The organism is Pseudarthrobacter sp. MDT1-40-2, assembly GCF_059383595.1.
This window is the reverse complement of sequence record NZ_JBWZCL010000008.1, coordinates 26,220-52,820: the sequence shown is the minus strand read 5'-3', so window position 1 is coordinate 52,820 and position 26,601 is coordinate 26,220. Positions and strand designations below refer to the sequence as shown.

At 63.8% G+C, this 26,601-nt stretch carries 22 protein-coding genes and 1 tRNA gene; 9 read left to right on the top strand and 14 right to left on the bottom strand.

All coding sequences use genetic code 11. The annotated features are described in order from the left end of the window. Positions 1 to 27 precede the first annotated feature (27 nt). Both AC50X5_RS16145 and AC50X5_RS16140 read left to right on the top strand, forming a co-directional pair. On the top strand, positions 28 to 819 hold the full coding sequence (locus AC50X5_RS16145; RefSeq protein WP_494977096.1) for an oxygenase MpaB family protein: 792 nt from the start codon (positions 28 to 30) through the stop codon (positions 817 to 819). 124 nt (positions 820 to 943) lie between these two features. Further along, positions 944 to 1,855, top strand: a complete 912-nt coding sequence (locus AC50X5_RS16140) for a DUF817 domain-containing protein (protein ID WP_494977095.1) — start codon at positions 944 to 946, stop codon at positions 1,853 to 1,855. Here the strand turns inward: AC50X5_RS16140 and AC50X5_RS16135 are convergent. Together AC50X5_RS16135 and AC50X5_RS16130 are read right to left on the bottom strand one after the other, a co-directional pair. After that, positions 1,776 to 2,405 carry a PadR family transcriptional regulator gene (locus tag AC50X5_RS16135; protein ID WP_494977094.1) on the bottom strand — a complete coding sequence of 210 codons (630 nt, stop codon included), beginning with the start codon at positions 2,403 to 2,405 and terminating at the stop codon, positions 1,776 to 1,778. The genes AC50X5_RS16140 and AC50X5_RS16135 overlap by 80 nt on opposite strands. A 198-nt stretch (positions 2,406 to 2,603) precedes the next feature. After that, positions 2,604 to 4,397, bottom strand: coding sequence for a BCCT family transporter (locus AC50X5_RS16130; RefSeq protein ID WP_494977093.1), 1,794 nt, complete (start codon positions 4,395 to 4,397; stop codon positions 2,604 to 2,606). A 195-nt stretch (positions 4,398 to 4,592) separates the two neighbouring features. Between AC50X5_RS16130 and AC50X5_RS16125 the strand changes: the two genes are divergently transcribed. After that, positions 4,593 to 5,582 (top strand): LLM class flavin-dependent oxidoreductase, encoded by a 990-nt coding sequence (locus AC50X5_RS16125; RefSeq protein WP_494977092.1) that lies wholly within the window; start codon positions 4,593 to 4,595, stop codon positions 5,580 to 5,582. A gap of 202 nt (positions 5,583 to 5,784) precedes the next feature. After that, positions 5,785 to 8,406, top strand: coding sequence for a trehalase-like domain-containing protein (locus AC50X5_RS16120; protein WP_494977091.1), 2,622 nt, complete (start codon positions 5,785 to 5,787; stop codon positions 8,404 to 8,406). 3 nt (positions 8,407 to 8,409) lie between these two features. Here AC50X5_RS16120 and AC50X5_RS16115 read toward each other — a convergent pair whose 3' ends face one another. From AC50X5_RS16115 to AC50X5_RS16105, 3 genes are all read right to left on the bottom strand, one after another. Further along, positions 8,410 to 9,336: an AEC family transporter gene (locus AC50X5_RS16115; protein ID WP_494977090.1), complete on the bottom strand. Its 927-nt coding sequence runs from the start codon at positions 9,334 to 9,336 to the stop codon at positions 8,410 to 8,412. A gap of 9 nt (positions 9,337 to 9,345) precedes the next feature. Continuing rightward, the gene (panD, locus tag AC50X5_RS16110) at positions 9,346 to 9,780 is read right to left on the bottom strand and encodes an aspartate 1-decarboxylase (RefSeq protein WP_494977089.1); all 435 of its coding nucleotides are present in this window, start codon (positions 9,778 to 9,780) and stop codon (positions 9,346 to 9,348) included. 70 nt (positions 9,781 to 9,850) lie between these two features. Next, a complete protein-coding gene (locus AC50X5_RS16105) occupies positions 9,851 to 10,792 on the bottom strand; it encodes a LysR substrate-binding domain-containing protein (RefSeq protein WP_494977088.1) in 942 nt (313 codons plus the stop codon). Positions 10,793 to 10,950: 158 nt separating this feature from the next. Between AC50X5_RS16105 and AC50X5_RS16100 the strand changes: the two genes are divergently transcribed. Together AC50X5_RS16100 and AC50X5_RS16095 are read left to right on the top strand one after the other, a co-directional pair. After that, positions 10,951 to 12,414, top strand: a complete 1,464-nt coding sequence (locus AC50X5_RS16100; RefSeq protein WP_494977087.1) for an amino acid permease — start codon at positions 10,951 to 10,953, stop codon at positions 12,412 to 12,414. A 222-nt stretch (positions 12,415 to 12,636) separates the two neighbouring features. Further along, positions 12,637 to 16,137: a bifunctional proline dehydrogenase/L-glutamate gamma-semialdehyde dehydrogenase gene (locus tag AC50X5_RS16095; RefSeq protein WP_494977086.1), complete on the top strand. Its 3,501-nt coding sequence runs from the start codon at positions 12,637 to 12,639 to the stop codon at positions 16,135 to 16,137. Positions 16,138 to 16,260: 123 nt separating this feature from the next. Here AC50X5_RS16095 and AC50X5_RS16090 read toward each other — a convergent pair whose 3' ends face one another. Together AC50X5_RS16090 and AC50X5_RS16085 are read right to left on the bottom strand one after the other, a co-directional pair. Then, positions 16,261 to 16,590 (bottom strand): hypothetical protein, encoded by a 330-nt coding sequence (locus tag AC50X5_RS16090; RefSeq protein WP_494977085.1) that lies wholly within the window; start codon positions 16,588 to 16,590, stop codon positions 16,261 to 16,263. 129 nt (positions 16,591 to 16,719) lie between these two features. After that, entirely contained in the window at positions 16,720 to 17,574 is an 855-nt protein-coding gene (locus AC50X5_RS16085) for a LysR substrate-binding domain-containing protein (RefSeq protein ID WP_494977084.1), read from the bottom strand. 134 nt (positions 17,575 to 17,708) lie between these two features. Between AC50X5_RS16085 and AC50X5_RS16080 the strand changes: the two genes are divergently transcribed. Continuing rightward, a complete protein-coding gene (locus AC50X5_RS16080) occupies positions 17,709 to 19,040 on the top strand; it encodes an MFS transporter (RefSeq protein ID WP_494977083.1) in 1,332 nt (443 codons plus the stop codon). An 87-nt stretch (positions 19,041 to 19,127) separates the two neighbouring features. Here AC50X5_RS16080 and AC50X5_RS16075 read toward each other — a convergent pair. Continuing rightward, positions 19,128 to 19,201: transfer RNA gene (locus AC50X5_RS16075), tRNA-Gly, on the bottom strand. 212 nt (positions 19,202 to 19,413) lie between these two features. Here AC50X5_RS16075 and AC50X5_RS16070 point away from each other — a divergent pair. After that, a complete protein-coding gene (locus AC50X5_RS16070; RefSeq protein WP_494977082.1) occupies positions 19,414 to 19,845 on the top strand; it encodes an SRPBCC family protein in 432 nt (143 codons plus the stop codon). A 41-nt stretch (positions 19,846 to 19,886) separates the two neighbouring features. Continuing rightward, on the top strand, positions 19,887 to 20,462 hold the full coding sequence (gene dcd, locus AC50X5_RS16065; RefSeq protein WP_494977081.1) for a dCTP deaminase: 576 nt from the start codon (positions 19,887 to 19,889) through the stop codon (positions 20,460 to 20,462). Here the strand turns inward: dcd and AC50X5_RS16060 are convergent. From AC50X5_RS16060 to AC50X5_RS16035, 6 genes are all read right to left on the bottom strand, one after another. After that, a complete protein-coding gene (locus tag AC50X5_RS16060; protein ID WP_494977080.1) occupies positions 20,459 to 21,643 on the bottom strand; it encodes a cation:proton antiporter in 1,185 nt (394 codons plus the stop codon). The genes dcd and AC50X5_RS16060 overlap by 4 nt on opposite strands. A 5-nt stretch (positions 21,644 to 21,648) precedes the next feature. Next, the gene (locus AC50X5_RS16055; protein WP_494977079.1) at positions 21,649 to 22,131 is read right to left on the bottom strand and encodes a cation:proton antiporter regulatory subunit; all 483 of its coding nucleotides are present in this window, start codon (positions 22,129 to 22,131) and stop codon (positions 21,649 to 21,651) included. Positions 22,132 to 22,180: 49 nt separating this feature from the next. After that, a complete protein-coding gene (locus AC50X5_RS16050) occupies positions 22,181 to 22,948 on the bottom strand; it encodes a cupin domain-containing protein (protein WP_494977078.1) in 768 nt (255 codons plus the stop codon). Further along, complete coding sequence (locus tag AC50X5_RS16045) at positions 22,948 to 23,913, bottom strand: DUF6807 domain-containing protein (RefSeq protein ID WP_494977077.1); 966 nt, start codon at positions 23,911 to 23,913, stop codon at positions 22,948 to 22,950. The genes AC50X5_RS16050 and AC50X5_RS16045 overlap by 1 nt, the downstream gene beginning before the upstream one ends. Next, the gene (locus AC50X5_RS16040; protein ID WP_494977076.1) at positions 23,910 to 25,079 is read right to left on the bottom strand and encodes a Gfo/Idh/MocA family protein; all 1,170 of its coding nucleotides are present in this window, start codon (positions 25,077 to 25,079) and stop codon (positions 23,910 to 23,912) included. The genes AC50X5_RS16045 and AC50X5_RS16040 overlap by 4 nt, the downstream gene beginning before the upstream one ends. Before the next feature lie 105 nt (positions 25,080 to 25,184). After that, on the bottom strand, positions 25,185 to 26,588 hold the full coding sequence (locus AC50X5_RS16035; RefSeq protein ID WP_494977075.1) for an MFS transporter: 1,404 nt from the start codon (positions 26,586 to 26,588) through the stop codon (positions 25,185 to 25,187). Positions 26,589 to 26,601 lie beyond the last annotated feature (13 nt).

The window sequence follows — 26,601 nt, the reverse complement described above, 5'->3', positions numbered from 1 at the left end:
TTCTTCTCCCTCCGGTATCGTGTTTGGATGGTGCGAGGACTAGCGGACATTGGTGCTGAGGGTGTTTTGCTCGCGGGCGCCGGCCGGGCCATCCTGCTGCAGATAGCGGACCCTGCGGTGGGCCGTGGCGTTGCCGAGCACAGCAACTTTTCCGAGCGGCCGCTGGACCGGCTGCTCTCCACCATGACCTACGTCTATGCCGTGGTGTACGGAGATGAAGCGCAGCTGGCTGCCGTGCGGCGCAACGTGAACCGCGCCCATGCTCCGGTCCGCAGCCGTCCCGGCGCACAGAGCCGCGCAGGTTCCGGGTCCGACGGATACAGCGCCTTCGACGCGCACTCGCAGCTTTGGGTCGTCGCAACGCTTTACGACACGGCCGCCACTGTCTACGAGAAGATCTATGGGCCGCTGGATGATGAGGCCGCGGACCTCGTCTACCGCGACTACGCCAGGATCGGCACGGCGTTGCAACTTCCACACGAGCTGTGGCCCGCCGACCGCGCCGCGTTTGCCGAGTATTGGCACCAACGGCTGGCCGGCCTCAAAGCCGAAGAACCTGCCCTGGGCGTTGCCCGCGATCTCCTGTACCCGGCGGCCGGACCGCTTTGGCTGCGGCTGAGCATGCCGCTGGCCCGGTTCCTGACCGCCGGACTCCTGCCCGAACATCTGCGGACCGGCTTCGGCCTGCCATGGAGTGAACGCCATGGACGCCGCTTTGACCGCACCATGAAGGTATTGGCGGCGGTCTACCCGCGGCTGCCGAAGCGGCTCCGCCACTGGTACAAGAACTACTGCCTGGAGCGGCTTGATGCGGCCTGATTCCGCCGCGGATAGCGCGGATAGCGCTGGCAGGGCACAAGTCAGTAATGCAGCAAGTGCATCAGGTGGTGGTGCAGCCGTTTCGCCCGGTCAGCTGCCCGTCAGCAAGCGTAGTTTCACGGCCGTGGAGCGCTCGCTGGATCAGCGTGCCCGACGGCTCCTGTCCGTGGGCTCCGCCAGTGGTATCCGGGCCGGGCTTACCGAGTTTGTGGCGTTCGGCCTGAAGCAGGCCTGGGCGTGCGTCTTCGGGGCCGTATTGCTTGCCGTGCTGATGGCCGCGCGTCTCTGGTATCCGGAGGACGCCGCGTTGGTCCGGAACGATTTCCTGACCCTCGCCGCCGTCGCCATCCAGGTCCTGATGGTCACATTCGGACTGGAAACCCTCCGCGAGCTCCGGGTGATTGTGCTCTTCCACCTGGTGGGCACGGTCATGGAGCTGTTCAAGACCGACGTCGGCTCCTGGTCCTACGAGGCTGAAGGCTTCCTGCGCATCGGCGCAGTTCCGCTCTTCAGCGGCTTCATGTACGCGGCCGTCGGTTCCTACATGGTGCGCGTCTACCGCCTTTTTGACCTGAAGTTCGCGCACTATCCACGCCGCTGGATGACGGCGGTCCTCGCGGGCGCCATCTACGTCAACTTCTTTACCCACCACTATGTCTGGGACGCACGCTGGGTGCTGCTGGCCGCCGTCGTGGTTCTCTATGGCCGGTGCGTGATGCACTACCGGGTGTTCCGCCATGGTTTCCGGATGCCGCTGACCGTCGCGTTCCTGCTGGTGGCGCTGTTCATCTGGATCGCGGAAAATATCGCCACCTGGTCCGGCGCCTGGCTCTATCCGAGCCAGGTCAACGGCTGGCAACTGGTGCCGCTGGACAAGCTGGTGGCGTGGTTCCTGCTGATGATCATCTCCGTGGTGCTGGTGGCCTGGGTCTATAAGCCGGAGCCGCCAGTTCCTCCTAGTCCGCCAGGATCAGGTACAGAGCACGGCGGGCTTCGTCAATCTTTTGCCGCGCAGCCTCCCGCTGCTCATCCGTAGCCGAGAAACGGAACTGGTGGATGACTCCCATCAGCTTCGCAACGCTCTGGTGAAAAGCGGGGCCTGACCCCTCTGCATCGGTATTCCAGGCCCCGGCCAGTTCCTCGGCGTGCTCGGCCACGTAGGCGCGGCCAGCGTCGGTCAGGGTGTAGTCGGTACGCCGGCCCTCGCCCACGGGCATAATCAGTTCCTCATCCACCAACTGCTGAAGCGTGGGGTAGACCGATCCCGGGCTGGGGCGCCAGGCGCCAGAGGTTTTCTCCTGGATGGCCTTGATCAGCCCGTAGCCATTGCATGGCGCCTCTGCCAGGAGTGAGAGGATGGCGTGCCGGACATCGCCGCGGTTGGCACGCCGCGGGCCCCTGGGTCCGAACCCGGGGCCGAAGCCTGCCCCAAAGCCTGCCCCGAAGCCTGCCCCAAATCCGGGTCCGAAGCCGGGTCCGTGGCCATGCCCGCCGCCATGGCCGTGCGGCCCCCGGCGGTTCCTGCCGCGGCCTGACCTGCCCATGCCCGGGATGTCTGCAAAATCGTTGTTGTGAATGCCTTTCATAGCGGCATTCTCCTTCCAATAAGAGGGTGACGCGAATACTACCGACCATTCGGCGATAGTTAACGATATATCGATAGTTATCGCCGGGTCAATGCATTTTTCGGCAACCCGGGATATTAAAACAACGACGGCGGCCCTCCCGTGGGGAGTGCCGCCGTCGGTGATCCGGCCTTGCGTCAGCCGGGTAAGGACAAGAGCCTACTGCCGGCCCTTGTCCTTACCGTGGCCATCGCCCTGCGCCGATTGTTCGGCAGCCTGCTCAGTGAAGTGCTCCTGGATCTGGCGCTCCACTTCGTCGGACATGGTCTCGGCCACCTGATCGGCCACCTGATCCGAAACGCGCCCCGATACCTCCTCATGGACATGTTCCACCATGACCGCCTGCGCCAACTTGCGCTGGGCAACCACAAAGGCGCGGTGCTCACCGTGGAAAGCCTTGGCCGTGGAGAGGCACATCAGCAGCATGATCACGCTGAACGGCAAGGCAGTCAGGATGGCGGCCGTCTGGATGGACGCCAGCCCCTCAGTTCCCACCAGCAGCAAGGCAATCGCCACAGCCGCAGCGAGGACGGCCCAGAAGACACGGATCCAGTTCCTGGGGTGGGCATCTCCGCCGGTGGAGATCATGCTCATTACCAGCGCCCCGGAGTCGGCAGAGGTGATGAAGAAGATGGCGATCAGCAAGATAGCGCCGATCATCAGGACCGGGCCGCCGGGTAAATCACTCAACAGGGCAAAGAGCGCGTTTTCCGTGTCAACGCTGCCGTCCTCGCTCACCAGCCCGCCCTGGCCAAAGATTTGCCGGTAGATGGCCGATCCGCCCAGGACGGAGAACCACAGGAAGCCAACCAATGTAGGAACCAGCAGGACGCCCGACACGAATTCGCGAACCGTACGGCCTTTGGAAATACGGGCAATGAAGATGCCGACAAACGGAGCCCAGGACATCCACCAGCCCCAATAGAACGTTGTCCAAGCGCCCTGCCAGGCTTCACCTTCCGCGCCGGAGAACGCCAAGGTGTTAAAGGTCAGGCCCAGGACGTTCTGGAAGTAGTTGCCGATCGACTGCACAAACTCGCGAAGCAGGAACAGGGTGGGTCCTGCGAACAGGATGACGAGCAGCAGCACGGCGGCCAATATCAGGTTGATATTGGAGAGCCACTTCATGCCCTTCTCGACGCCGGACACCACCGAGAGAATGGTCAGCGTGGTAATGCACAGGATGAGGCCAATCTGGGTACTCTTTGTTGCCGCCAAGATCCCGGCGGTGTCCAATCCGGCCGAGATCTGCAGGACGCCGAGGCCCAGCGAGGTGGCGACGCCGAAGAGCGTGCCCACCAGGGCGACGACGTCGATGGTGTGGCCCCACGCGCCGTGCACGCGCTTACCGAAGAGTGGCTCCAGCGTCCAACGGATGGAGATCGGCCGACCCTTGCGGTGTACGGCATAGGCGATGGCCAATCCCACCACCACGTAAATGCTCCATGCATGCAGACCCCAATGCAGGAACGTTTGGGTGATCGCCTGCTGGCCCAGCTCAAGATCCGTGCCGGTAACTCCGGGGCGGGGGCTCGCGTAGTGGTTGAGCGGTTCGGCGACGCCCCAGAAAACCAGGCCTATGCCCATGCCCGCCGCGAACAGCAGGGCAAACCAGGACATCAGCGAGAACGCAGGTTGATCGTCATCCTTGCCCAGATTGATATCACCGTAACGGCTAAAGCCCATCCAAAGGGCGAAGACTACGAAGAAGGCAACGATAAGTACGTAGTACCAGCCGAAAGCGCCGATGACATTTTCCTGCAAGCCAGCGAACAGGGCTGAGGCAGCCTCTGGTTGAACGAGCGCATACGCCACAAAAACAACGATTACTGCTGCCGCCGGGATGAATACCGGAAGCGCCAATCGCGACCCTTGTACCGTGCTGGTTCCTGCTTGACCTTCGGGTTTTTGAGGCGGTCCTGCCGCCGAATTATTGGTTGTCTTGGTGGTCATGGTGGTGCTCCCCTTATAGGTGCCAGATGATGATGCCGCATAGCCACGCCGGGCCTCGAGGCGTGGTGGGGTTGTTGTTCCACCATACCCACCGGCTGCCGCAGAAATAACCCGGGGCTGGTTGCTGTTGTCTAGACTGTGCCCCTTTTGTGTGACGGGGCACTACCGATTACCGCTTCTGAAAGGCTCCCTGCCGTGACTGTTCCCCTCTCCATCCTTGATCTGGCAACCATCGGCAAAGGCCAGGCGGCGGCAGAGAGCTTCGCCGGCAGCGTGGCCATGGCGCAACTCGCGGAGCAACGGGGCTACCGGCGGATCTGGTACGCGGAGCACCACAACATGTCCTCGATCGCATCGTCGGCCACCAGTGTGCTGATCGCCCACATCGCCGCGCACACGGAATCCATCCGCCTCGGGGCCGGCGGGATTATGCTGCCCAATCACTCGCCACTGACCATCGCCGAGCAGTTCGGCACCCTGGAAACACTGCACCCGGGGCGGATCGATCTTGGTTTGGGCCGAGCGCCGGGCAGCGACCAGAACACCCTGCGCGCTCTTCGCCGGGACCCAATGTCCGCAGATTCCTTCCCGCAGGATGTCCTGGAGCTGCAGGGCTACCTCACTGGCCCCACCCGGATCCAGGGTGTGGAAGCGACGCCGGGTAAGGGCACGAACGTGCCGCTGTACATCCTCGGATCGTCGTTGTTCGGCGCGCGGTTGGCAGCTCAGCTGGGCCTGCCGTACGCGTTCGCCTCACACTTTGCCCCGCAGGCCCTGCAGGATGCAGTGGCTATCTACCGCCGGGAGTTCAAGCCGTCCGCGCAACTGGACGCACCGCATGTGATCGCCGGAGTTAACGTCATTGCCGCCGATTCCGCCGCCGAGGCGCATGCCGATCTTGTTGCTACCCAGCGGGCCCGGGTTTCGCTGTTCTTTGGTGGCGGCCGTGAATTCACCGACGACGAGGCGGACATGGTGCTCGACTCGCCGCAGGGCCAGCACATCAGCCAGATGATGCGCTACTCAGCTGTTGGAACCCCGGATGCCGTAATGGAGTACCTGGACGAGTTTGCTGCTCATGCCGACGCGGACGAGCTCATCGTGGCGCACCAGAGCTCCGACACTGCGCGGCGGCTTCGCTCCGTGGAGCTGCTCGCCGACGTGGCCGGGCTGGTTGCCGCCTAGCTCCTTGGGTTGCCGCCCCGGACGGTTAAGCGGCGGCCGTTACCGTTACGTGCCGGCAACGAGGTAGTCATTCGGATGAAACCGGCCGCCGAAAGAATGGCAGTGCCCCCTCCGGATCATGGATTTCCGGAGGGGCACCACCGGCCTCGGCCATTCCGGGCATGAGCTCCGGGCAGCGGAGGCCCAATGGAAGGGCACCGCCGTGGCAACTCCCCTAAACCAGTCAGTGGCAGATACCGCACTGCTCACCAAGTCATTGCCGGTTGGCCTGCTGCGTGAGCTGGTCCGGTCCGAGAGCACCGGCGAGGGCCTGACACCGCAGCTCCTCGCCGACCTTCGCGTGCTGTCCAGGGTTCCCGGTCTGCTGGTTGCCTGCAACTACGGCGGAACGCTGTGCGACGCCGAAGGAATCTCCACCGAAACGTTGCCTCTTGGCAATGCAGCCATCGCGCTCCGTGCACTGGCCGCGCTGCCCAACACGCATGCCGCCGTCGTCTCCGGCCGTTCGTTGCGTGACCTGGCCGCGGTGTCGCGGCTTCCGGCAGAAGTGCACCTGGTAGGATCGCACGGCGCGGAATCGGACATGGGATTCGCTCACGGACTGTCCCTCGCCACCGAAACCCTCCTGCAGCGCGTCAACGCCGAGCTTGCTGAAGCCGTGGGATTTCAGCAGGGAATCTGGCTCGAACGCAAGCCGGTGGCGGTAGCCGTGCACACCCGCCCCGCCACCCCGGAAGTAGCTGCTGAGGTCACCGGGATTGCCCACGACATTGCCCGTGCGCACGGCCTGTTCTTCATTGTTGACGGCTCCGTGCTGGACCTCTCAGTAGTCGAACCGTCCAAGGCCCAGGCATTGGAGTCACTGAGGTCCCGGCTGGGAGTCAGCGCTGCCATGTTCGCCGGCGATGCCTACAGCGACGAACTGGCCATCTCCACTCTGCGGGGGCCGGACATGGGCCTGCGGGTAGGCCCTGGAGAGACCTCGGCCGCCCATCGGCTCAGCGATCCCGAGTCCTTCGCCCGGGTCCTGGCCATCCTGTTCGAGCTGCGCCGCGCCTGGCTGTTCGGCGAGGATGCGGTGGGCCTGGAGCGGCATTCGCTGATCGGCAATGGATCGTCCACGGCGCTGGTCACCCCAGACGCCAAAATCTGCTGGATGAGCCATCCGCTACCCGACTCCGGCTCGTTGTTCGCGCACATCCTGGGCGGCGAAGCTGCCGGCCACTTCTCCGTGGAACCGGTCAAAGCCTCGAAGGTCCTGGGCCAACGCTACGTGGACAGCACCATGATCGTGGAGACCCGGTGGGCCGATGTCACCGTCACTGACTACTTGGAACCCGCGCCGGACGGGATCACCAGCCTCGTCCGCGTGCTGTCCGGAACCGGCGCTGCCCGCGTCGTCTTCGCACCCCGCCCGGACTATGCCAACGCGCCCTTCAGTATGGAGGCGCGCGGCGACGAGCTGCATATCGTGGGTACCGCTGACCCCATCATCCTTTTCGCGCCGGGAATCAAATTCGCAGTTTCGTCAGATGGCCGGCATGCCACTGCTACTGGATTTGTGAACCTGCAGGACGGCCCTGTGGTACTTACTCTCCGATGCGGCGATACGGAGCCTGTTGCCGCAGACCCGACGGAAGAGAATGACCGCCGTGCCGGCGTCGCGCATCATTCGCGGCGGTGGGTGCAGGAACTGGACGTGCCCGGCGTCAAACCCTCCCTGGTCCGACGCAGCGCGCTGGTGCTTCGGGCGCTGGTGCATGAACCTACCGGGGCCGTCCTGGCCGCACCCACCACGTCGCTGCCGGAAGGGATCGGCGGCACCCGGAACTGGGACTACCGCTACTGCTGGCTGCGGGACGGGTCCATGACCGTCAACGCCCTGGTGGACCTGGGATCCGTGAGTGAAGCGCATGGATTTCTGCGCTGGCTGGGCCGGATCCTGTCCAATGCGCCCGGCCCCGAATGGCTTCACCCGCTGTACTCTGTGACCGGTGCGCCACTGTCCACTGAGGCCATCATCGAGAGCCTGCCGGGCTATGCAGGATCGCGGCCGGTCCGGATCGGAAACGCTGCAGACCACCAGGTGCAGTTGGACGTTTTCGGTCCCATCGCCCAGCTCATCCATGCGCTCAGCGAGCAGGAAGGCACCCTGGATGAAGCGCACTGGGAACTCCTGGTCCAGATGGCCGCAGCCGTCCTGGCCCGATGGCACGAGGCGGACCATGGTATCTGGGAAGCCCGGATGGCACCCCGCCACCACACTTACACCAAGGTGATGTGTTGGGTGACCCTGGATCGCGCGCTGCGCACTGCACGCCGGCATGGCCGGGAACCGGAACTCACCTGGGAACCCGCCGCCGCGGCCATCCGGGCCGAGGTGCTCCGCGAAGGGTGGGATGAGTCAGTCCGCTCCTACACCGTGGCGTACGACAGCCCGGATCTTGACGCCGCGGTCCTGCACGTCGGGCTTTCCGGGCTTCTTGCAGTGGACGATCCACGCTTCCTGGCGACCGTCGCCGCCGTCGAACGTGAACTCCGGGTGGGGCCCACCGTATTCCGCTACAGGTACGACGACGGGCTGCCGGGCCTGGAGGGCGGTTTCCATATCTGCACCACCTGGCTGATCGAGGCCTACATCGCGGTGGGCAGGCTGGAGGACGCGTGGGACCTCTTTGATCAGCTGGTGAATTTGTTCGGACCCACCGGCCTGCTGCCGGAGGAATACGATCCAGGGACCGAGACCCACTTGGGAAACCACCCGCAGGCATACTCGCACCTGGGTTTCATCCGCTGCGCGCAGCTGCTGGATGGGCTTAGCTGACTTTCAGGTGAGCAACAGCGCCACGGCGATCATCGCGGGAACGGCCACGATCGTGGTCACCAGGACGGTGTCCTTGGCCACTGTCAGGCCGGTGTCGTAGCGGCTGGAGGCCACAAAAACGTTTTGCGCTGTAGGCAGTGAGGTAACCACCACCACTGCGAACAGGGAGTGCCCGTCCATGCCTATGACAAACCGGGCAAAGAGGTACGCAATCCCGGGCTGGACAATCAGCTTGAAGGCGCTGGCCAGCAAGGTATCCGTGCGCCGGCCGGCGGCTGCCCGCAGCGGCCGGCTGCCGTTGAGGCTGATCCCGAAAGCAAGCAGCATGGCCGGGATGGCCGCGCCGCCGATCAGGTGGATAGGCTCCATGACCAACGGCGGTACCTGCCAGTTCATACCGGCCACCAGGAGGCCCAGGCTGCTGCCCACAATCATGGGATTCTTCAGGATCATCAGCACGAAGGTCAGGGCAGTGGTGCGGTGCTTGCTGGTGCTGGCATCGAGCAGGATCAGGAACAGCGGAGTGAAGAATGCCAGCTGGAAGATCAACAGCGGCGCCACGTAGCTGGCGTCACCTAGGACGTACACCGCGATGGGGATGCCCAGGTTGGCCGAGTTGGCCAGCGAGGCTGCCATCGAGGACATCAGCGACTCCGGCAGCGACCGTTTCAGCCAGAACTTCACAAGTGAGAAATATCCGACGGCGGTAGTCACCGCGGCGACAGCAGTCACCAGCAGGGGTGTGGCGAAGACCTGCTCCAGTTCGGCGTTGCTGAGAGTTTCGAAGAGCAGGGCAGGGCTGGCGACAAAGAAGGTGAGGGCGCTGAGCACGGAACGCGCGCCGGGTCCCAGGATGTTGAGGCGGCCAACGAACATCCCCACCAGGATGATGGCCCAAACAACGAAGAATCCGGCGAGTACGTCCAGCACGCGCGCGGGTTAGCTGTACTGGCCTGTGAAGTTGCTCAAGGCATAGGGCGGACGCAGCGTTCCCGGAGTGATGCCCTCGGCGGGGTCATTGCCCAGCCGGACGATCTTATTGTCGTGGTCAACGTGGACCACCTTGGGCTCATAGGCCAGTGCCTCTGCCGTTGTCATCTCGGCATAGGTGATCAGGATGACGACGTCGCCCACGTGGGCCAGGTGCGCAGCAGCACCATTGATGCCGATCACGCCCGAACCGCGCTCGCCGGCAATCGTGTAGGTTTCCAGCCGGGCGCCATTGGTGACGTCCACAATGGAAACCAGCTCGCCGGGCAGGATGTCCGCAGCGTCCAGCAGGTCCAGGTCAACGGTGACCGAACCTACATAGTGAAGGTCGGCATGGGTGACCGTGGCCCGGTGAATTTTGGACTTGAACATTGTGCGATTCATAACGGCTACAGTCTACCGTTCCTGTTCAGGGCTGCGCAGTGACGCAGGAGACATAACGGCCGTTCCTTACTCAGGGCTCAAGATCAGCGTTCGACGCCGATACCGAGTCTGCGGTTGCGGCCAGCGTCTCGCGGGCGGCCAGGATCGCCGGACGTTTGGCGCTGGATCGGCGCACCGACGTAAAGACGGTACGGCGCGGTTTGCCGGGCAGCTCGAGCAGGGTGGCGGTGGTGCCGCGTCCGGTCCAGACCAGGTCCGGCATCAGTGCCACGGCGTTACCGGACTCGATAAGCCGTATCTGCGCCTGCAGGTCAGCAGTTTCAAAGCGGACATCGGGTTCGAAGCCGGCGCTGCGGCAGGCCTGTTCCGCCCAGTGCCGCGAGGCGGCCCCTCGGGGCTCCATCACCCAGGGCATGGCCGCCGTGTCCTGCAGCGAGGTAATCGGGTTTTTTTCGCGGTCTCCGTCTTTGAACGCGGCCGCAGGCGGGACCGCCAGCCGGATGGCGTCGGTGGTGAGCTTCACCCGGTCCAGGTCTGCATAGCGAGGGGCGGCGTGCCCGGGATACTGCTCGGCAATCACCAGGTCGAAGTCGCGGGCCCAGGTTTCGTGCAGGGCTGTTTCGGGTTCCCGCTGGACCATTTCGATCCTCACTTCAGGATATTTGGTGGCCATCCGGGTGAGTGCTTCCGGCATCAGCGCCAGGGCAGCGGACTGGAAAACGGCAATCCGGACGGTTCCCGTAACTGTGGTCAGAGATGCCGCAAGGTCTGCCTCGGCCTGCTCCAGCGTCTGCAGCAGCGTCGCCGTATGGGCCACCAGTACTTCAGCCTGGGGCGTGAGCTGAACGCGTCGTCCGGTCTTCCGTAGAAGCTGGACGCCGGCTTCCTTTTCCAGCAGGGCCAGTTGCTGGGAGACCGACGACGGGCTGTACTGGAGTGCCTCCGCCACCTCGGCCAGCGTGCCCCGGATTTTCAGCTCGCGCAGCAGGCGGAGGCGGCGGACGTCCAGCATTGGTTTCCCCGATATGTTCTGAATAAGTTGATAAAACTAATGGCTATTGTTTAGAAGTATTCACTTTATCTAATGCAACCGTGCTTGCATACTGTTCTAACAAAGTTAAGCCCGTCACACTTGCACTACAGCCGGGCCCCAACTAGCGGGAGACGCTAATGAGTTCATCACCAGCAAGCCAGTCGATCATGAGGCGAAAGCCCATCGACGACATCGAAGAAGAAAACAAACACAGTGGGTTGTTTAAGTCCCTCGGCCTCTGGCAACTGACCGCCATCGGCGTGGGCGGCATCATCGGCGTTGGAATCTTCTCGCTTGCCGGCCTGGTGGCTGCAGGCAGCGAAACCTCCCCGGGAGTGGGTCCGGCGGTGCTGTTCTCCTTCCTGATCGCGGGCCTGGCTTCCGCGGCAGCGGCCCTGTCGTACGCGGAGTTCGCTGGAATGATTCCCCGTGCAGGTTCCGCCTACACCTACGGTTACGTGGCGTTGGGCGAAGTCATTGGCTGGTTCATCGGCTGGGACCTGCTCCTGGAATACATCGCCATTGTTGCCGTGGTGGCCATTGGCATCTCGGGCTACTTCGAGGCCTTCCTGTCCGGCATCGGCATCCACATGCCTGTGTGGATGACCTCCACCCCGGATGAAGGCAAGGGCGGGATCGTGAACATTCCGGCCATTGTTGTCTGCCTCCTGGTCACCTGGATCCTTTCCCGAGGCACCAAGGCTTTTGGCCGCTTCGAGTTGGTGGCAGTGGCCATCAAGGTCATCCTGATTCTCTTCATCATCGGGCTGGGCATCTTCTACATCGACACCAACAACTACAACCCGTTCATGCCCAGCGGCTTCGGGCCTGTCATTGCCGGTGCAGCGACGGTGTTCTTCGCCGTCTTCGGTTACGACGCCATGAGTACTGCCGCTGAGGAAGCCAAAGACGGCAAGAAGCATATGCCCAAGGCGATCATCCTCTCGCTGATCATCGCCATGCTGCTCTACGTGGCTGCCACCCTGGTCCTCACCGGCATGCAGAACTACAAGGACATTGATCCCACGGCCGGCTTTGCGTCAGCCTTTACGGGAGTTGGCCTTCCCGTCATCGCCACGATCATCTCGGTCTTCGCAGTGCTCTCCATCCTCACCGTGATGCTGACGTTCCTCCTCGGCGTCACCCGGGTCTGGTTCTCCATGAGCCGTGACGGCCTCCTGCCGGGCTGGTTCGCCAAGACCGACCGCCATGGCACCCCGCAGCGCGTAACCTGGATTGCGGGTGTTGCCTCGGCCCTGCTGGCCGGCGTCTTCCCCATCAAGGCCGTCGCCGACCTCACCAACATCGGTATTCTGGCCGCCTTCGTGGTGGTTTGTCTGGCCGTGATCATCTTCCGTTACAAGAAGCCGGACGCGCCGCGGACCTTCCGCCTGCCGCTGATGCCGCTGGTTCCGGCGTTCGGCGTTTTGGCTTCGGTGTTCCTGATGCTGCAGCTGCACTGGGAGACGTGGATGCGGTTCGGCATTTGGCTGTTGGTTGGCTTGGCCATCTACTTCTTCTATGGCAAGAAGCACTCCCTGATGAACCCGGACAGCCCGCGCCACCGGGAGGCTGAGGAAATGCACCGGCCCCTCGCCTAAGCGAATCCTCCCGGATCCAGCGGCTATCACTCCGGCCCTCCTGCGCCTCTGGTGCGGGAGGGCCGCGCCTTTTAAGGCACGAAAGGTGTGGGCTCGCGCAGTGCGGATAAGTTGGTTTTTCTAACCGGTATTGCTCAGAAAACGTCGCTTTATCTTATGTGAAAGGAAGCCCATACTGAAGGAAAGGACCCTCCACTTGAGAGAAAGAAACGGGTAGACACCATGGCCCAGACGGCAACCAAGCATTTCCCAGCCAGCGCAGCTGGTGCAGTGGACGTCAACGTCCCGCAGGCACAGTCGCTGGCCAATGAAACCATCGCCCTGGTGCGGCATTGGCTCACTGAGGCTTCGAAGGTTCCAGTTGATGCGTCCGCCCAGCAGCTCGCCGGCGTCCTGAAGGACCCGAACGGCCTGGACTTCACGGTTGGATTTGTCGACGGCGTGGTCCGCCCTGAGGACCTGCATGTCGCCGCCCGCAACCTGGCAGCCCTGGCCCCGAAAGTTCCGGCGTTCCTCCCTTGGTACATGCGCAGCGCCGTCCGCGTGGGCGGCACCATGGCACCTGTCCTGCCCCAGGTGGTCATTCCGGTCGCCCGCAAGGTGCTCCGCGAGATGGTGGGCCACCTCATCGTGGATGCGACTGACGCCAAGCTGGGACCGGCCATCGCGAAAATCCGCAAGGACGGCATCAAGCTCAACGTCAACCTCCTGGGCGAAGCCGTTCTCGGTGAGCATGAGGCTTCCCGTCGACTGGAAGGTACCCATACCCTGCTGGCGCGTCCCGACGTCGACTACGTCTCCATCAAGGTTTCCTCCACCGTCGCACCGCACTCGGCCTGGGCCTTCGACGAGGCTGTGGAGCACGTTGTGGAAAAGCTCACGCCGCTTTTCGCCCGTGCGGCGTCCTTCGCGCGCTCAGGACAGAAGGCCAAGTTCATCAACCTGGACATGGAGGAGTACAAGGACCTGGACCTGACCATTGCGGTCTTCACCAAGATCCTGGACAAGCCCGAGTTCAAAAACCTTGAGGCCGGCATCGTGCTCCAGGCCTACCTGCCGGACGCGCTGGCCGCCATGATCCGTTTGCAGGACTGGGCCGCGGAACGCCGCGCGAACGGCGGCGCGGCCATCAAGGTCCGCGTTGTCAAGGGCGCAAACCTGCCCATGGAACAGGTGGAATCCTCGCTGCACGACTGGCCGCTGGCCACTTGGAACACCAAGCAGGACTCGGACACCAACTACAAGCGCGTCATCAACTACTCGCTGCACCCGGACCGGATCGGCAATGTCCGGATCGGCGTCGCCGGCCACAATCTGTTCGACATCGCGTTCGCCTGGCTCCTGGCCAAGCAGCGCGGAGTTGAAGCCGGCATTGAATTCGAGATGCTGTTGGGCATGGCTCAGGGCCAGGCGGAAGCCGTCAAGAAGGATGTTGGCTCGCTGCTGCTCTACACACCCGTGGTGCACCCGGCCGAGTTCGACGTCGCCATTGCCTACCTGATCCGCCGCCTCGAGGAAGGCGCCAGCCAGGACAACTTCATGTCCGCAGTGTTCGAACTCAGCGAGAACGAGCAGCTGTTCGAACGGGAGAAGCAGCGCTTCCTCGCGTCGCTGGGCACGCTGGACGATCAGGTTCCGCCGGCCAACCGCCAGCAGGACCGCAACCAGGCCCCGCAGCCCATGCCCCACGACCACTTTGAAAACACGCCGGACACCGATCCCTCGCTGCCTGCCAACCGCAGCTGGGGCCGCGCCATCCTGGAACGGGTTCCCGGATCCACCCTGGGCAACGACTCCGTGGAAGCCGCGCTGATCACGGACGAAGCAACCCTCAACGCGGTGATTGGCACCGCCGTCGAAAAGGGCAAGGCCTGGGGCGCCCTTTCCGGCGACGAACGCGCAGAGATCCTGCACCGGGCAGGCGATGTCCTGGAAGCCCGCCGGGCAGACCTGCTTGAGGTCATGGCCAGCGAGACCGGTAAGACCATTGACCAGGGCGATCCCGAGGTCAGCGAAGCCGTGGACTTTGCCCACTACTACGCTGAATCGGCACGGAAACTCGAAAAAGTCGACGGCGCCACGTTCGTCCCAGCCAAACTCACCGTGGTGACCCCGCCCTGGAACTTCCCGGTCGCCATCCCGGCTGGGTCCACCCTCGCGGCACTCGCGGCGGGCTCCGCCGTCGTGATCAAGCCCGCAAAGCAGGCCGCCCGCAGCGGTGCCGTCATGGTCGAAGCCCTGTGGGAAGCCGGTGTGCCCAAGGACGTACTGACCATGGTCCAGCTGGGCGAGCGCGAGCTGGGCACACAGCTGATCTCACACCCGGCTGTTGACCGCGTCATCCTGACCGGTGGTTACGAGACCGCCGAGCTGTTCCGTTCCTTCCGCCAGGACCTGCCGCTGCTGGCAGAGACCAGCGGCAAGAACGCCATCATCGTCACCCCCAGCGCAGACCTGGACCTCGCGGCCAAGGACGTGGCGTACTCCGCGTTCGGCCACGCAGGCCAGAAGTGCTCGGCTGCCTCATTGGTGATCCTGGTGGGCTCCGTGGCCAGATCCAAGCGCTTCCACAACCAGCTGGTGGATGCCGTCACCTCCCTCAAGGTGGGCTACCCCGAGGATCCCAGCAGCCAGATGGGGCCGATCATCGAACCGGCCAAGGGCAAGCTCCTGGATGCGCTGACCACCCTCGGTGACGGTGAAAACTGGGCAGTTGAACCCCGGAAGCTGGACGAAACCGGCAAGCTGTGGAGCCCCGGCGTGCGCTACGGCGTCCAGCGTGGCAGCTACTTCCACCTCACCGAGTTCTTCGGACCGGTGCTGGGCGTCATGACTGCTGAGACTCTGGAAGAGGCCATCGCCATCCAGAACCAGATCGAATACGGCCTCACTGCCGGCCTGCACTCCCTCAACCCGGATGAGCTGGCCACCTGGCTGGACACCATCCAGGCGGGCAACCTTTACGTCAACCGTGGCATCACCGGCGCCATTGTGCAGCGCCAGCCGTTCGGAGGCTGGAAGAAGTCGGCAGTCGGTGCCGGAACCAAGGCCGGCGGTCCCAATTACCTGGTAGGCCTGGGTGACTGGAAGCCTGCCCCAAGCACGGCAACGGCCAAGCCGGCACACTCCGTAGTGCGCCGGCTCGCCGATGCTGCTGCCGAGGTGCTGGAGCCCGCCGAACTGGACGTACTGGACCGCTCGCTGGCCTCTGACGCCCAGGCGTGGGCTGAAGAGTTCGGTGCTGCCAGGGATGTCTCCGGGCTCAGTGCCGAACGCAATGTGTTCCGCTACCGTGCGTTGCCGGTTACCATCAGGCTTTCCGACGGCGCCCCGCTGGCGGAGTTGTTCCGTACAGTTGCCGCCGGCGTCCTTGCCGGATCGGCACTTACTGTGTCTGCCGCCGTCGAACTCCCTGCGCAGTTGCGCGCGTTGCTCGACGGCCTGGATGTCTCCGTAACAGTGGAGTCCGACGACGTGTGGCTGGCAACTTCAGCGAAGCTCGCCGCGGCGGGGAAGCTTTCCGGAGCGCGCATCCGGCTGATTGGCGGGGACGCCAGGGCTCTCGCCGAGGCGACCGGCGGCCGTCCTGACCTTGCGGTTTACTCGCACCAGGTCACGGAGGCCGGCCACGTGGAGCTGCTGCCGTTCCTGCACGAGCAGGCTGTCAGCATCACCGCGCACCGGTTTGGAACTCCAAACGCACTTTCCGTTGGACTTATCTAGCAGTGATTCAGCGCTGATCAAACAGTGATCCAGCGCTGGTCTGAATTGCTTAGCAGGTTGTTAACGCGTTGATTGTGGCCGGGCGGCTTCCCAAGGGGCTGCCCGGCCACTGCCGTTTGCCACTCAGCCGAGGAACCAGCCGGCCGGAGCCCAGGTAAAGGGCACCTTGTGTCCGGAAAATTCTTCACACCGGGTGCAGGTGTAGCTGACTTCACCGAGAGATTTGATGGTTCCGTCCCGCCGGACGACCGGTGGGACGAAGGACTCGAGATAAATGAATTCATCAGTTCCGCAGCCTTCGCAAAGAGGCTTGCCGACGTGTCCGTCGTACTCAGCGGAAACGGGAGCTGGATGGGGTGCCCGGTTTGCCGGGGCTGCCTGAACTCCGGGCCTGCGGCGGCCGTCGCGGAGAGAGTGAAACTTGGGGAGGTGATCATTATGGGCTGTCGTCATTGGCTGCCTTTTCCCGGACAGTGGCCCGAGCAGGGCGCCAGCAAATGTCCGTAAAAAAAATGTTCAACAAGGCCTGTCTGCTTGACCGTCCAGCCAATGTTACGCAACCATCGGCGGTTGATCAATGGCTTATGCGGATTTTTTGAGCGTCCGCCCTACGATAGCCTGCGTCAGCGCTTCGATGACCTCGTTGTTGGCATGCGGGTTGCGCAGCAGGGTGAAATCGACGTCGCCCACGGGCGGGAGGTCGAAACGCCTGGTAATGATTTTCAAGTCCTCCGGGACCAGCGACGAAGGCATCACTGCAACACCGATCCCGGCGCGGACGGCGGCCAGGACACCGCTGATCTGCCGGGTGCTGCAAGTGATCTGCCAGGTGCGGCCGTGTGATTCCAGGGCATCGATGGCCAGTTTCCGGCTCAGGCTGGGGGATGGGTAGGAGATCAGCGGGACCGGTCTGCCCGGTTCCAAGGAGGTCTGTTCCAGGCCGACCCACGCAAAGGAATCGTGCTGTACCACTGTGCCTTCCTTAGCCCCTGCAACCCATTTGACGAACACCAGATCCAGTTGGCCCGCGTTGAGCTTGCGGTACAACTGGTCGCTTTGGCCCACCGTAAGTTCCAGGTTGATCTGCGGATAAATCTGCCGGAACTCACGCAGGATCCGCGGCAGGCCCGTGATTGCGAGGTCATCAGCCGTGCCGAACCGCAGCTTTCCGCGCATCGCTGATCCCGAGAAATATCGGTCAGCGGCGTCATGGGCGGACAGGATGGTGCGCGCAAAACCGGCCATGGCATCGCCGTTATCCGTCAACCGGACGTCCCGGGTGTCCCGGCTCACCAGTCCGCGCTTGGCGGCCAATTCCAGTTTCCGCACGTGTTGGCTGACGGTGGGCTGGGCTAGGCCCAGCCGCTCCGCCGCTTTCGTGAAGCTCAGCGTTTCCGCTACCGCCAGGAAGGAGCGGAGCTGGACGGGATCGAACACTGGGCCTCCCGGCGTCGAGGTACTGTATTACGTTTTGTTATCTTACTTATAGGATCAATAGACTTCCATGATTCGTGGCCCCGTGCCTAGGGTTAGAGAGACCCCCATCCATCCTTTCCTTTGAGGACACCCCTGTGGCACCCCCACCTAGCGCGGCAACGTTGACCCAACCCCTCGAAGTCGTGACGGAGCGGCTGCCGTGGCGGCAGACGTTCATATCGCTCAAGGTCCCGAACTTCAGGATCTTTGCCATCGGCCACTTTGTGGCGGTCATCGCGGTGTGGATGCAGCGCATTGCCCAGGACTGGATGGTGCTGGAGCTTTCCGGTTCCGTGACCGCCGTCGGTATCACCGTGGCCCTGCAGTTTGCCCCGTCGCTGTTCCTTGGCCCTTGGGGCGGCATGATCGCGGACCGCTTCGCCAAGCGAAAACTCCTCATCCTGTCCCAGTCCGTAGCCGCGGTGCTGGCGGCCGCCCTTGCCGTGCTGGCACTGACCGGCGCCGTACAGGTGTGGCACGTATATGTGATCGCCTTCCTCCTGGGCCTGGTGACAGTGATTGACCAGCCCGCCCGGCAGGTTTTCGTGAACGAACTGGTCGGGCCCAAATACCTGCGCAATGCCATCAGCGTCAACTCCACCACCTTTCAGCTGGGCGGCCTCCTGGGCCCGGCTATAGCGGGGGTCCTGCTCTCTGCCGTGGGCGCGGGCTGGGCCTTTGCCGGTAATGCCGTGGCCTGTATCTTCACCGTCTCCATGCTGCTCCTGCTCCACAAGGACCAGCTGCACATCAGCGCGCCCACGCCGCGAAGCAAGGGGATGCTGAAAGAGGGATTCCGGTATGCGCTGAGCAAACCCACAATTTTCTGGCCTTGGCTGATGGCCGCTTTCATCGCCGTGTTCGCACTAAGCCTCCCGGTGCTGCTGGCTGCCTTCGCCGACGACGTGTTCAATGCAGGAGCCAGCGGTTATGGCCTGCTCAACGCCCTGGTGGCCTTGGGTGCACTCACCGGCGCGGTGGCTTCCACACGCCGCCGCCGGCTGCGGCTTCGGTCCGCGGTCATGGCAGCCGGACTCTTCGGGCTGATGCTGGTGTTGGCGTCATTTGCGCCCTCCATGGTTTGGTTCGGCGCCATCATGGTGGTGGCAGGCTTCTGGTCGATGATGTTCCTCACCACGTCCAACCAGCTGGTGCAGACCAGCTCCAACATCGCCATCCGCGGCCGGGTCATGAGCCTGTACCTGGTGGTCTTGATCGGCGGCCAGGCGATTGGGGGACCCATGATGGGTTGGCTGGCCGAACACGTTGGACCCCAAATAGCCATCCTGATCGCCGGCGGCGTGCCGGCTCTCGCGGCGGCAACCATTGCCGTCCTACTGGCGCGGAAAGGCGAGCTGTCAGTTCGCGTGGACCTTAAGGACCGGCGCCGGATAGTGCGGATTGTCGAACGGACCCGGACGGCCTAGAGTCCCTGCCTGACGGCGGCACAGGGCAGTAAAAGGCAACACCCCCGGCCAATGAATCCTTGGACCGGGGGTGCTGTTCCTGCTAACTGGAGCGGCTGACGGGAATCGAACCCGCGTATCAAGCTTGGGAAGCTAGCGCTCTACCATTGAGCTACAGCCGCAGTGCCCCCGTTAGAGCGGAGCAGAACTTAGCTTAGCGCAGTTCGGTGCCTGCCCGGGTCACGCGGGGAGGGCATGTCATAGGGTAACTCTTCGGTTAAGCCGGGCCCGTTCGCTAGGTGGCGCGGGAGGGCGATGGCTAGGCTTGAAACGTAGTTGAAGTGTCTGGGGGAGACGGGCTTCTGAAAATTGCCCGACGTCGAAAGCGGTCCCCATGGCATTTGCCGAGCACGATGTCCTCATCGCCTGTGATGCAATGAAGGTCTACAACTTCCTCCTGGACGGCGCCAACCTGCCCTTGTGGCGGAGCGGAATCCGCAGCATAGAACTGGTCTTCGGCACTGCCGGGGCAAAGGGCGCGGTGTACCAGCAGACCCTGAGCGGGCCCGGCGGCAGGTCCATTGCCGCAGACTTCGAGATCACCCAGGCGCGGCCCGGAGCCGAGATTGAATTCCAGGTCATCGCCGGCCCCATCCGGCCAAAGGGCGGTTACTACCTCAGCACGGAAGGGTCCGGCACCAGGGTGCGCTTCGCTTTGGATTACCAGCCCAAGGGGCTCTTCTCGCTCCTGAATGGCTCTGTCTACCGGACTATCAAGGAGCAAGTGGGGCAACTGGACCGGTTGCGGCAAGTCCTCGAAGGCTAAAGGGCGTCTTGAACCTCCGGCTATGCGGTATTTTGGGAGGCGTGCTTCTCTCTGACCGCGATATCCGCGCCGACATAGACTCCCAACGAATCGTCCTTGAACCGTACGATCCCGCCATGGTGCAGCCGTCTTCGGTGGATGTCCGGATCGACCAGTTTTTCCGGCTCTTCGACAACCACAAGTACGCCCATATCGACCCTGCCGAAGAACAGCCCGAGCTGACCCGGCTGGTGGAGGTGGACCCGGGTGAACCGTTTATCCTGCACCCCGGCGAGTTCGTGCTGGGCTCTACATACGAGACGGTGACTTTGCCGGACGATATCGCCGCCCGACTGGAAGGCAAGTCCTCGCTGGGCCGGCTCGGGCTGTTGACCCACTCCACCGCCGGTTTCATTGATCCCGGATTCTCCGGCCACGTGACGCTGGAACTTTCCAACATGGCTACGCTGCCCATCAAACTGTGGCCGGGCATGAAGATCGGCCAGCTCTGTTTCTTCCGGCTGACCTCAGCGGCCGAGTTCCCTTACGGCTCCGGGGACTACGGGAACCGTTACCAGGGCCAGCGCGGGCCCACTGCAAGCCGCAGCCACCTGAACTTTCACCGCACGGCGATCTAGGCCCGGACCAGCCCCGGGCTGGCTGGGCGGTACACCAGCTTCATCATGGGTTCGATGTAGCGTGCCATCAGCGGGCCCGTCACGGCCATGATCAGCACGTAGGCAGTAGCCAGCGCCGCGAGCTCGCCAGGCACTACTCCGGAGGTCACTGCCAGGCCGGCAATGACGATGGAGAACTCGCCGCGGGCTATCAGCGCAGCTCCGGCGCGGAACCGGCCGGGCTTGCCGATGCCTGCCTGCTGCGCGGCCCAGTATCCGGTCAGCATCTTGGTCAGGATGGTGACCACTGCCAGGATCAACGCCCAGCCGAGGACGGGCGGAATGGATGCGGGGTCGGTATTGAGCCCGAAAGCCACGAAGAAGATGGCCGCAAAGAGATCACGCAGGGGCTCCAGGATGCGGGTGGCGTTATGCGCCGTTGCGCCGGAAATTGCGATGCCAAGCATGAAAGCGCCGACGGCGGCGGACACCTGGAGTGCAGAGGCCAGGCCGGCCACCAGCAACGCGGCGCCCAGCAGATTGAGCAGGAAGACCTCGGAGTTCTCGCTGTGCAGCAGTGACGACACTCGCTGTCCGTACCGCAGCGCTACCACCAGCACCACGGTAACCACGGCCAGGGCGATACCTACCGTCTGCAAACCGCCCAGGAAACTGACCCCGGCAAGGGTGGCAGTGAGGATAGGCAGGTAGATGGCCATGGCCAGGTCTTCAAAAACAAGGATGGACAGCACCGTGGGGGTTTCGCGGTTGCCAAGCCGGCCGAGGTCTGTGATGACTTTGGCGGCGATCCCGGACGAGGAGATGTAGGTGACGCCGCCCATCACCATTGCTCCAACCGGCCCCCAGCCGAGCAGCACAGCGATTCCGGCGCCCGGTGTGAAGTTCAGGACGAAGTCGAGGATTCCGGCCTTCCAGGATCGACGCAGCCCGGTGACCAGCTCGGGGGCGGTATATTCCAAGCCGAGCATCAACAACAGCAGGATGACGCCGATCTCGCCGGAGAGATGCGCGAAGTCGTGCATGCCATCGAGCTTTATCACTCCGCCCGCACCGAAACCGAGGCCGCCGAGGAGGTAGAAGGGAATGGGTGACATGCCGATCCGGCCGGCCACCCGGGCCAGGAGGCCGAGGCAGAACACCACGGCCCCCAACTCAATGAGGGTCAGCGCGAGAAGATCCATCCGGGTCAGCCGTTGCGAAGGATATCGGCCGCTTCGTCGAGGCCCTCCTGGGTGCCGACCGCCACCAGCAAATCGCCGGCGTGGAGCACGACGTCGGGTCCCGGCGAGGGCACAACCTCACCTTCACGCATTATCGCCACGATGGAAACGCCGCACCGGGTGCGGATGCGGGCCTTTCCCATAGGTTCATTGTGAAACGGCGAGCCAGCCGAGATGGAAAACTGCCGTGTGACGATTCCCGGAACATCCTTATGTTCCTCCGCCAGTTTTATGGCCAGGTGCCGGCCGCCAAGAAGATTCCCCAGAGCATTCGCCTCGTCGCTGGTCAACGCGATGGAAGCCTGGCAGGTGTCCGGATCGTCCCACCGGGAAACAATGAGCTCGGTGGTTCCTTCCCGCAATTCCACGACGCCGATCCGGCGTCCTGAAGCGGTAACAAAATCCTTGCGCCGGCCTATGCCGGGAAGATCGGTTTCATCCACATCCATGCATCCAGCCTAGTCTGCAACGCTTGGTCTTGGGGTGACGCCGACCACTTCAGGCCGGTACCAGGGGCTGCCACGTGGAGAGCCGCCCGCACATCCCGTAACCCGCCGGGCCTGGCTTGGGGAGGGCTCGGGCAACAGCTGACCCGGAGAGCGTTTCGGCGGAGCCGTTTTCCAGGGCATTGAGTGCGCGTTCGGTGGCTGCCACGTCGGTGCGGACCCTGTCTTCCCAGATCCCGCGCCACTTGGCGATGTTCGGGCGGACCAGTGCGGCGGCAACCTTATGAAAGCGGGCCAGGGCATCTGTTCCCTCGGCCAGGATGGCTTCCCGAAGCTCGAAGTAGCCTTCCAGGGCAAGATCACGACGACGGCGGGCCGCTTCCGCGATGGCGGCCTCACCGTGGTCCCGTCCCGGCAGTGCGGCGTGGGAGGCATACAGCTCCGGGTCCGCGAGAACATGGGCCGGGAAGGTCAGGACGGCATCGCCCGCTTCCGGGAGGCCAGCATTGGACATGATCACGTTCAACGCCAGTGAGTCCGTGGTGACCAGCCGGTGCACGGTTCCGGGGCTGAACCAGAGCATGGAGCCGGCGGAAAGCTCGTGCTCCGCCGGGCCGGTCATGCTCAGCGTTTGGACAGTACCGCTGCCCGAGGTTACGAGGTAGGCCTCGGAAGAGACAGTGTGCAGGTGCGGCGAGCCTCCGCACAGGCCGTCGGCGGCTTCCCAGTCGTAGACTTTCAGCCCGCTGACTGCGGTCCCGCCGGGGAACGCAGGAACAGCAGGAACACCGTTGCTGTCCGAGAACCCGGGGGAGGCCATCAGCCTGCCAACCCCGCCAGCAGTCCGGTGGCACGGTCCGCGAGCTCGGTGGCCCTTCCGACGTCGGACGTTCCATCCGCGATGACTACGGCGTAACGGAACCGGAGGGTGGAACCGGCGGTGAACAAGACCTCTTCGCTGAAGAAGGGTGCCGGCCCCATGCACGGGAACGGCTCGGTGCGGACAAACCATTCCGGTTGCGGGTGGCCGGTGGAGGAATCGTTCACCATGAGGATTGTGGAGAAGCGGCAGGTCTCGTCATGCTGGCCAACGAATGCCAGCCAGGGCGCGCGCTTGCCGCGCAGTTCCTCGCCGGTGGCGCCGCCCGGACCGAGGATGGTGCCGCCGGTAAAGGCCCGCGGTCCGCGCCAGAACAGCCCGCCGTAACCGGCGTTCTCGCGGCCTTCGGTGGTGGGGGACCCGATGTGGATGTCAGCGCCGGACACGTTGGTCATGGCGGTTTCGAAGATCAGCGTCCAGCTTTCAGGGTCATCGCCGGGCACCGCCTGGAAGGAGCGTTCTTCCTCCACCACGAGGGCGCCGGCCTCTGTGATCCACTGCAGGTTGTGCGAGAACGTGAACATGCCGCCGTCGGTTTCTTCGGTTCTCACGGACTGGTGGCGCATGGCGCCGTTGTTGGGCAACCACTGGTAGCCCTGGCCCCGGCGGTAGCTGGGCCCGCCCCAGAAATTGTCCGGGCCCAGGTGCGGCAGGGACCAGGCGATGCCCTTGTGCCAGGTGTGGTCGTGCGGGCGGTAGGCGGTGACGGCATCGCCGCCGCGGGTCCGCAACGGGTGGAAGAATGGTCGCGGGGATTCGTTCTGTGCATCCGTGGCAACGTAGGTGTAGTTGAGGAGGGCGACGCCGTCGAGCGTTACCTCTACCGACTGGCCGTCATCGCTCCAGTCCAGTCCGGAAGCTGCGGACGCCGGATTGGACGTGGTGTCAGGAAGTGTTTGGCTCATGCGTTGCTCGTTTCCAGTTTCCAGGGTTCCAGCCGGCCGTCGGCGCGGTCAAAGAACGGGTTTCCTTCGGTAATGCTGCCGCTGCGGACGCTCTGCCCGGTGATTGCGCTGGAGTAGATTCCGGCCGCGAGTTCCATGGTGGCATAGGCATCTGACAGCGTGACGGGGAGGTTTGTTCCTGCGGCCAGCGCTGCGATTATTTGCCGGTACTGCGCCGCATGGCCGCGGCTTCCTTCAGAGGAATCCGCGTCCCACACTTCCTGCAGTTGCTCCATGCCCGGTGCGGGGGTAAAACGCCAGTGCGAGTCGTCATAGCCGTAGAGGTGCTCCACCTCCACGGTGGCGTTCTCATAATCAAGGCGCAGCTGGGACGTTTCCCGCGGTGAAATGACCGAGTTGATCACCGTGCTCAGCGCCCCGGACTCAAACCGCACCACAGCCATGGACACGTCTTCTGTCTCAGTGCGGCGGGCCAGCCTGGCAGCGAACGCGGTGACTTCCTGCCAAGGACCCCACAGGTCCAGGAGGAGATCGAATTGGTGGATGCCGTGGCCCATGGTGGGGCCGCCGCCTTCGATGTCCCACTTTCCGCGCCAGGGCACGTCGAAGTAGGCCTGGTCCCGGAACCAGAGTGTGTTGCAGTACCCGGTGAGCGGGGCGCCCAGGACGCCGGCTTCCTGCAAACGCTTTAGTTTCAGTGCCGCGCCGCCAAAGCGGTGCTGAAAGACGCAGCTGACGCGCTTGCCGGAGGCAGCTTCGGCCTCCTGGAGTTCGGTGAGTTCGCGCAGGGAAAGCGCAGGCGGCTTCTCCACCACGACATTCAAGCCCAGTGCCAGTGCCTCTTTGGCAAGGGGAGCGTGTGACGACGGCGGGGTGCAGATTGCCACCACGTCCAGTCCCAGCCGCGCGGCTTCCTTGAGGCTGGCTGCGGTGGTGGAAACAGCCCAGGTGCCGGCGAAATCACGGGCACGTTTCTGGTCAATGTCCACTGCGACCACCAGCTCGGCTCCGCCGGCCTTCAAGGCCTGGGCGTGGGCACCCACGATGCCGCCCGTTCCGATGATGCCGGCGCGGATGGCAGCCGCTTTCGCCGGAGGCTGGCGGGTGGTGTGAGTGGCGGCATGGTTCACCGGGGCGGTTTCACGGGGAAGCTGTGGCACGTTCATGGATCCTTCGGGAACGGAAAAGTCGGTGCCACCAAGTATGTGATCGATCACTTTATGTTGTCAAGGGTGATGCGGAAACGGTTTCTCCCTCGCGCTGGCGGCGGGTCAGGCCTGCGGGACTACTGCTACGGGCGTCTTGTTCGGCGGCTTGACCGGAAAAAGCACCAGCAATCCCAACAACAGGACCACCATGATTCCGAGGATTCCCCAGCGCTGCGCCTCGCCGGGCGCCACCAAGGGGGTGGCGATCGCGATGCATAGAGTGAACAGTGCCGGCGCGAGGAAGCTGACTGCCCGGCCTGTGGTGGCGTACAAGCCAAAGAGCTCGCCGGATTCGCCGTCAGGCGCGAGTCGGGCGAGGTAGGCCCGGGACGACGCCTGGGCGGGACCCACAAACAGGCACAGGAACAATCCGAACACCCAGAACGTGGTGCTGCCGGCCCAGGCCATACCGAAGAACGTGTAGTCCCCGTTGCCCAGGACCAGGATCACTGTGCCGGCGATGAGGAGCCCGATCAGGGAGGCGATGATGACGTTTTTGGGGCCCACCCTGTCGTCCAGGAAACCGCCGACCATGGCTCCGATCGCCGCCACCACATTGCCGAAGATCGCAAAGATGATCACCTGCGGCAGGCTGAAGCCGAAGGTGCCGGCAGCGATCACGCCGCCGAACGTGAAGACCGCCGCCAGCCCGTCACGGAACACGGCGCTGGCCAGCAGGAAGAAGATGGTGTGCGGGCTGGTCCGGTAGATGGCCTTGATCCGCTTGAACAGGAGCCTGTAGGAATCGATGATGCCAAGCGTTTTGGCCTGCGGAGGCTTGGGTAGCTCGGGGACGGCGAACATCACAGGGAGCGCGAAGATCAGGAACCACAGCGCCGAGAACAGCGCCACAAGCCGGATGTTGAGCCCGTCCTCTGTCGCGGAGCCAAACCAGTCAAAGCTGGGTTGGACGAACAGCTGGAGCACAGCGAGCAGTGCCACGATGCCGCCCAGGTAGCCCATGCCCCAGCCGAAGCCGCTGACTTTTCCGATGGTTTGCGGCGTGGAAACCTGGGTCAGCATGGCGTTGTAGTTGACGCCGGCGAACTCAAAGAACACGTTGGCCAAGGCGATCAGGGACACGCCCAGCAGCAGCAACTCAGCCTGCGGGTAGACGAAGAAGCACAGCCCGGTCAGGATGGCCACAACCACGGTGTTGACGCCAAGCCACAGCTTGCGGCGGCCGCCCGTATCGGAGCGCTGCCCGGTGACCGGCGCGAGGAGGGCGATGGCAACGCCTGCCACAGCCAGGGCCCCGCCCAGCATCGCGGACGCGCGGTCCTCGCCGCCAAAGGCATCAGACGTCAGGTACACGGTGAAAACGAAAGTGGTCATCACGGCGTTGAAGGCGGCGGAGCCCCAGTCCCAGGCCGCCCAGGCCAACACCCTGCCCTTGCTGGTGACCTGCGGTCCTGCCTCAAGTTCCGACGTCGGAAGGCCGGCCCCGGCCCCGCTCGCACTGTTCATACGCTGATGCTAG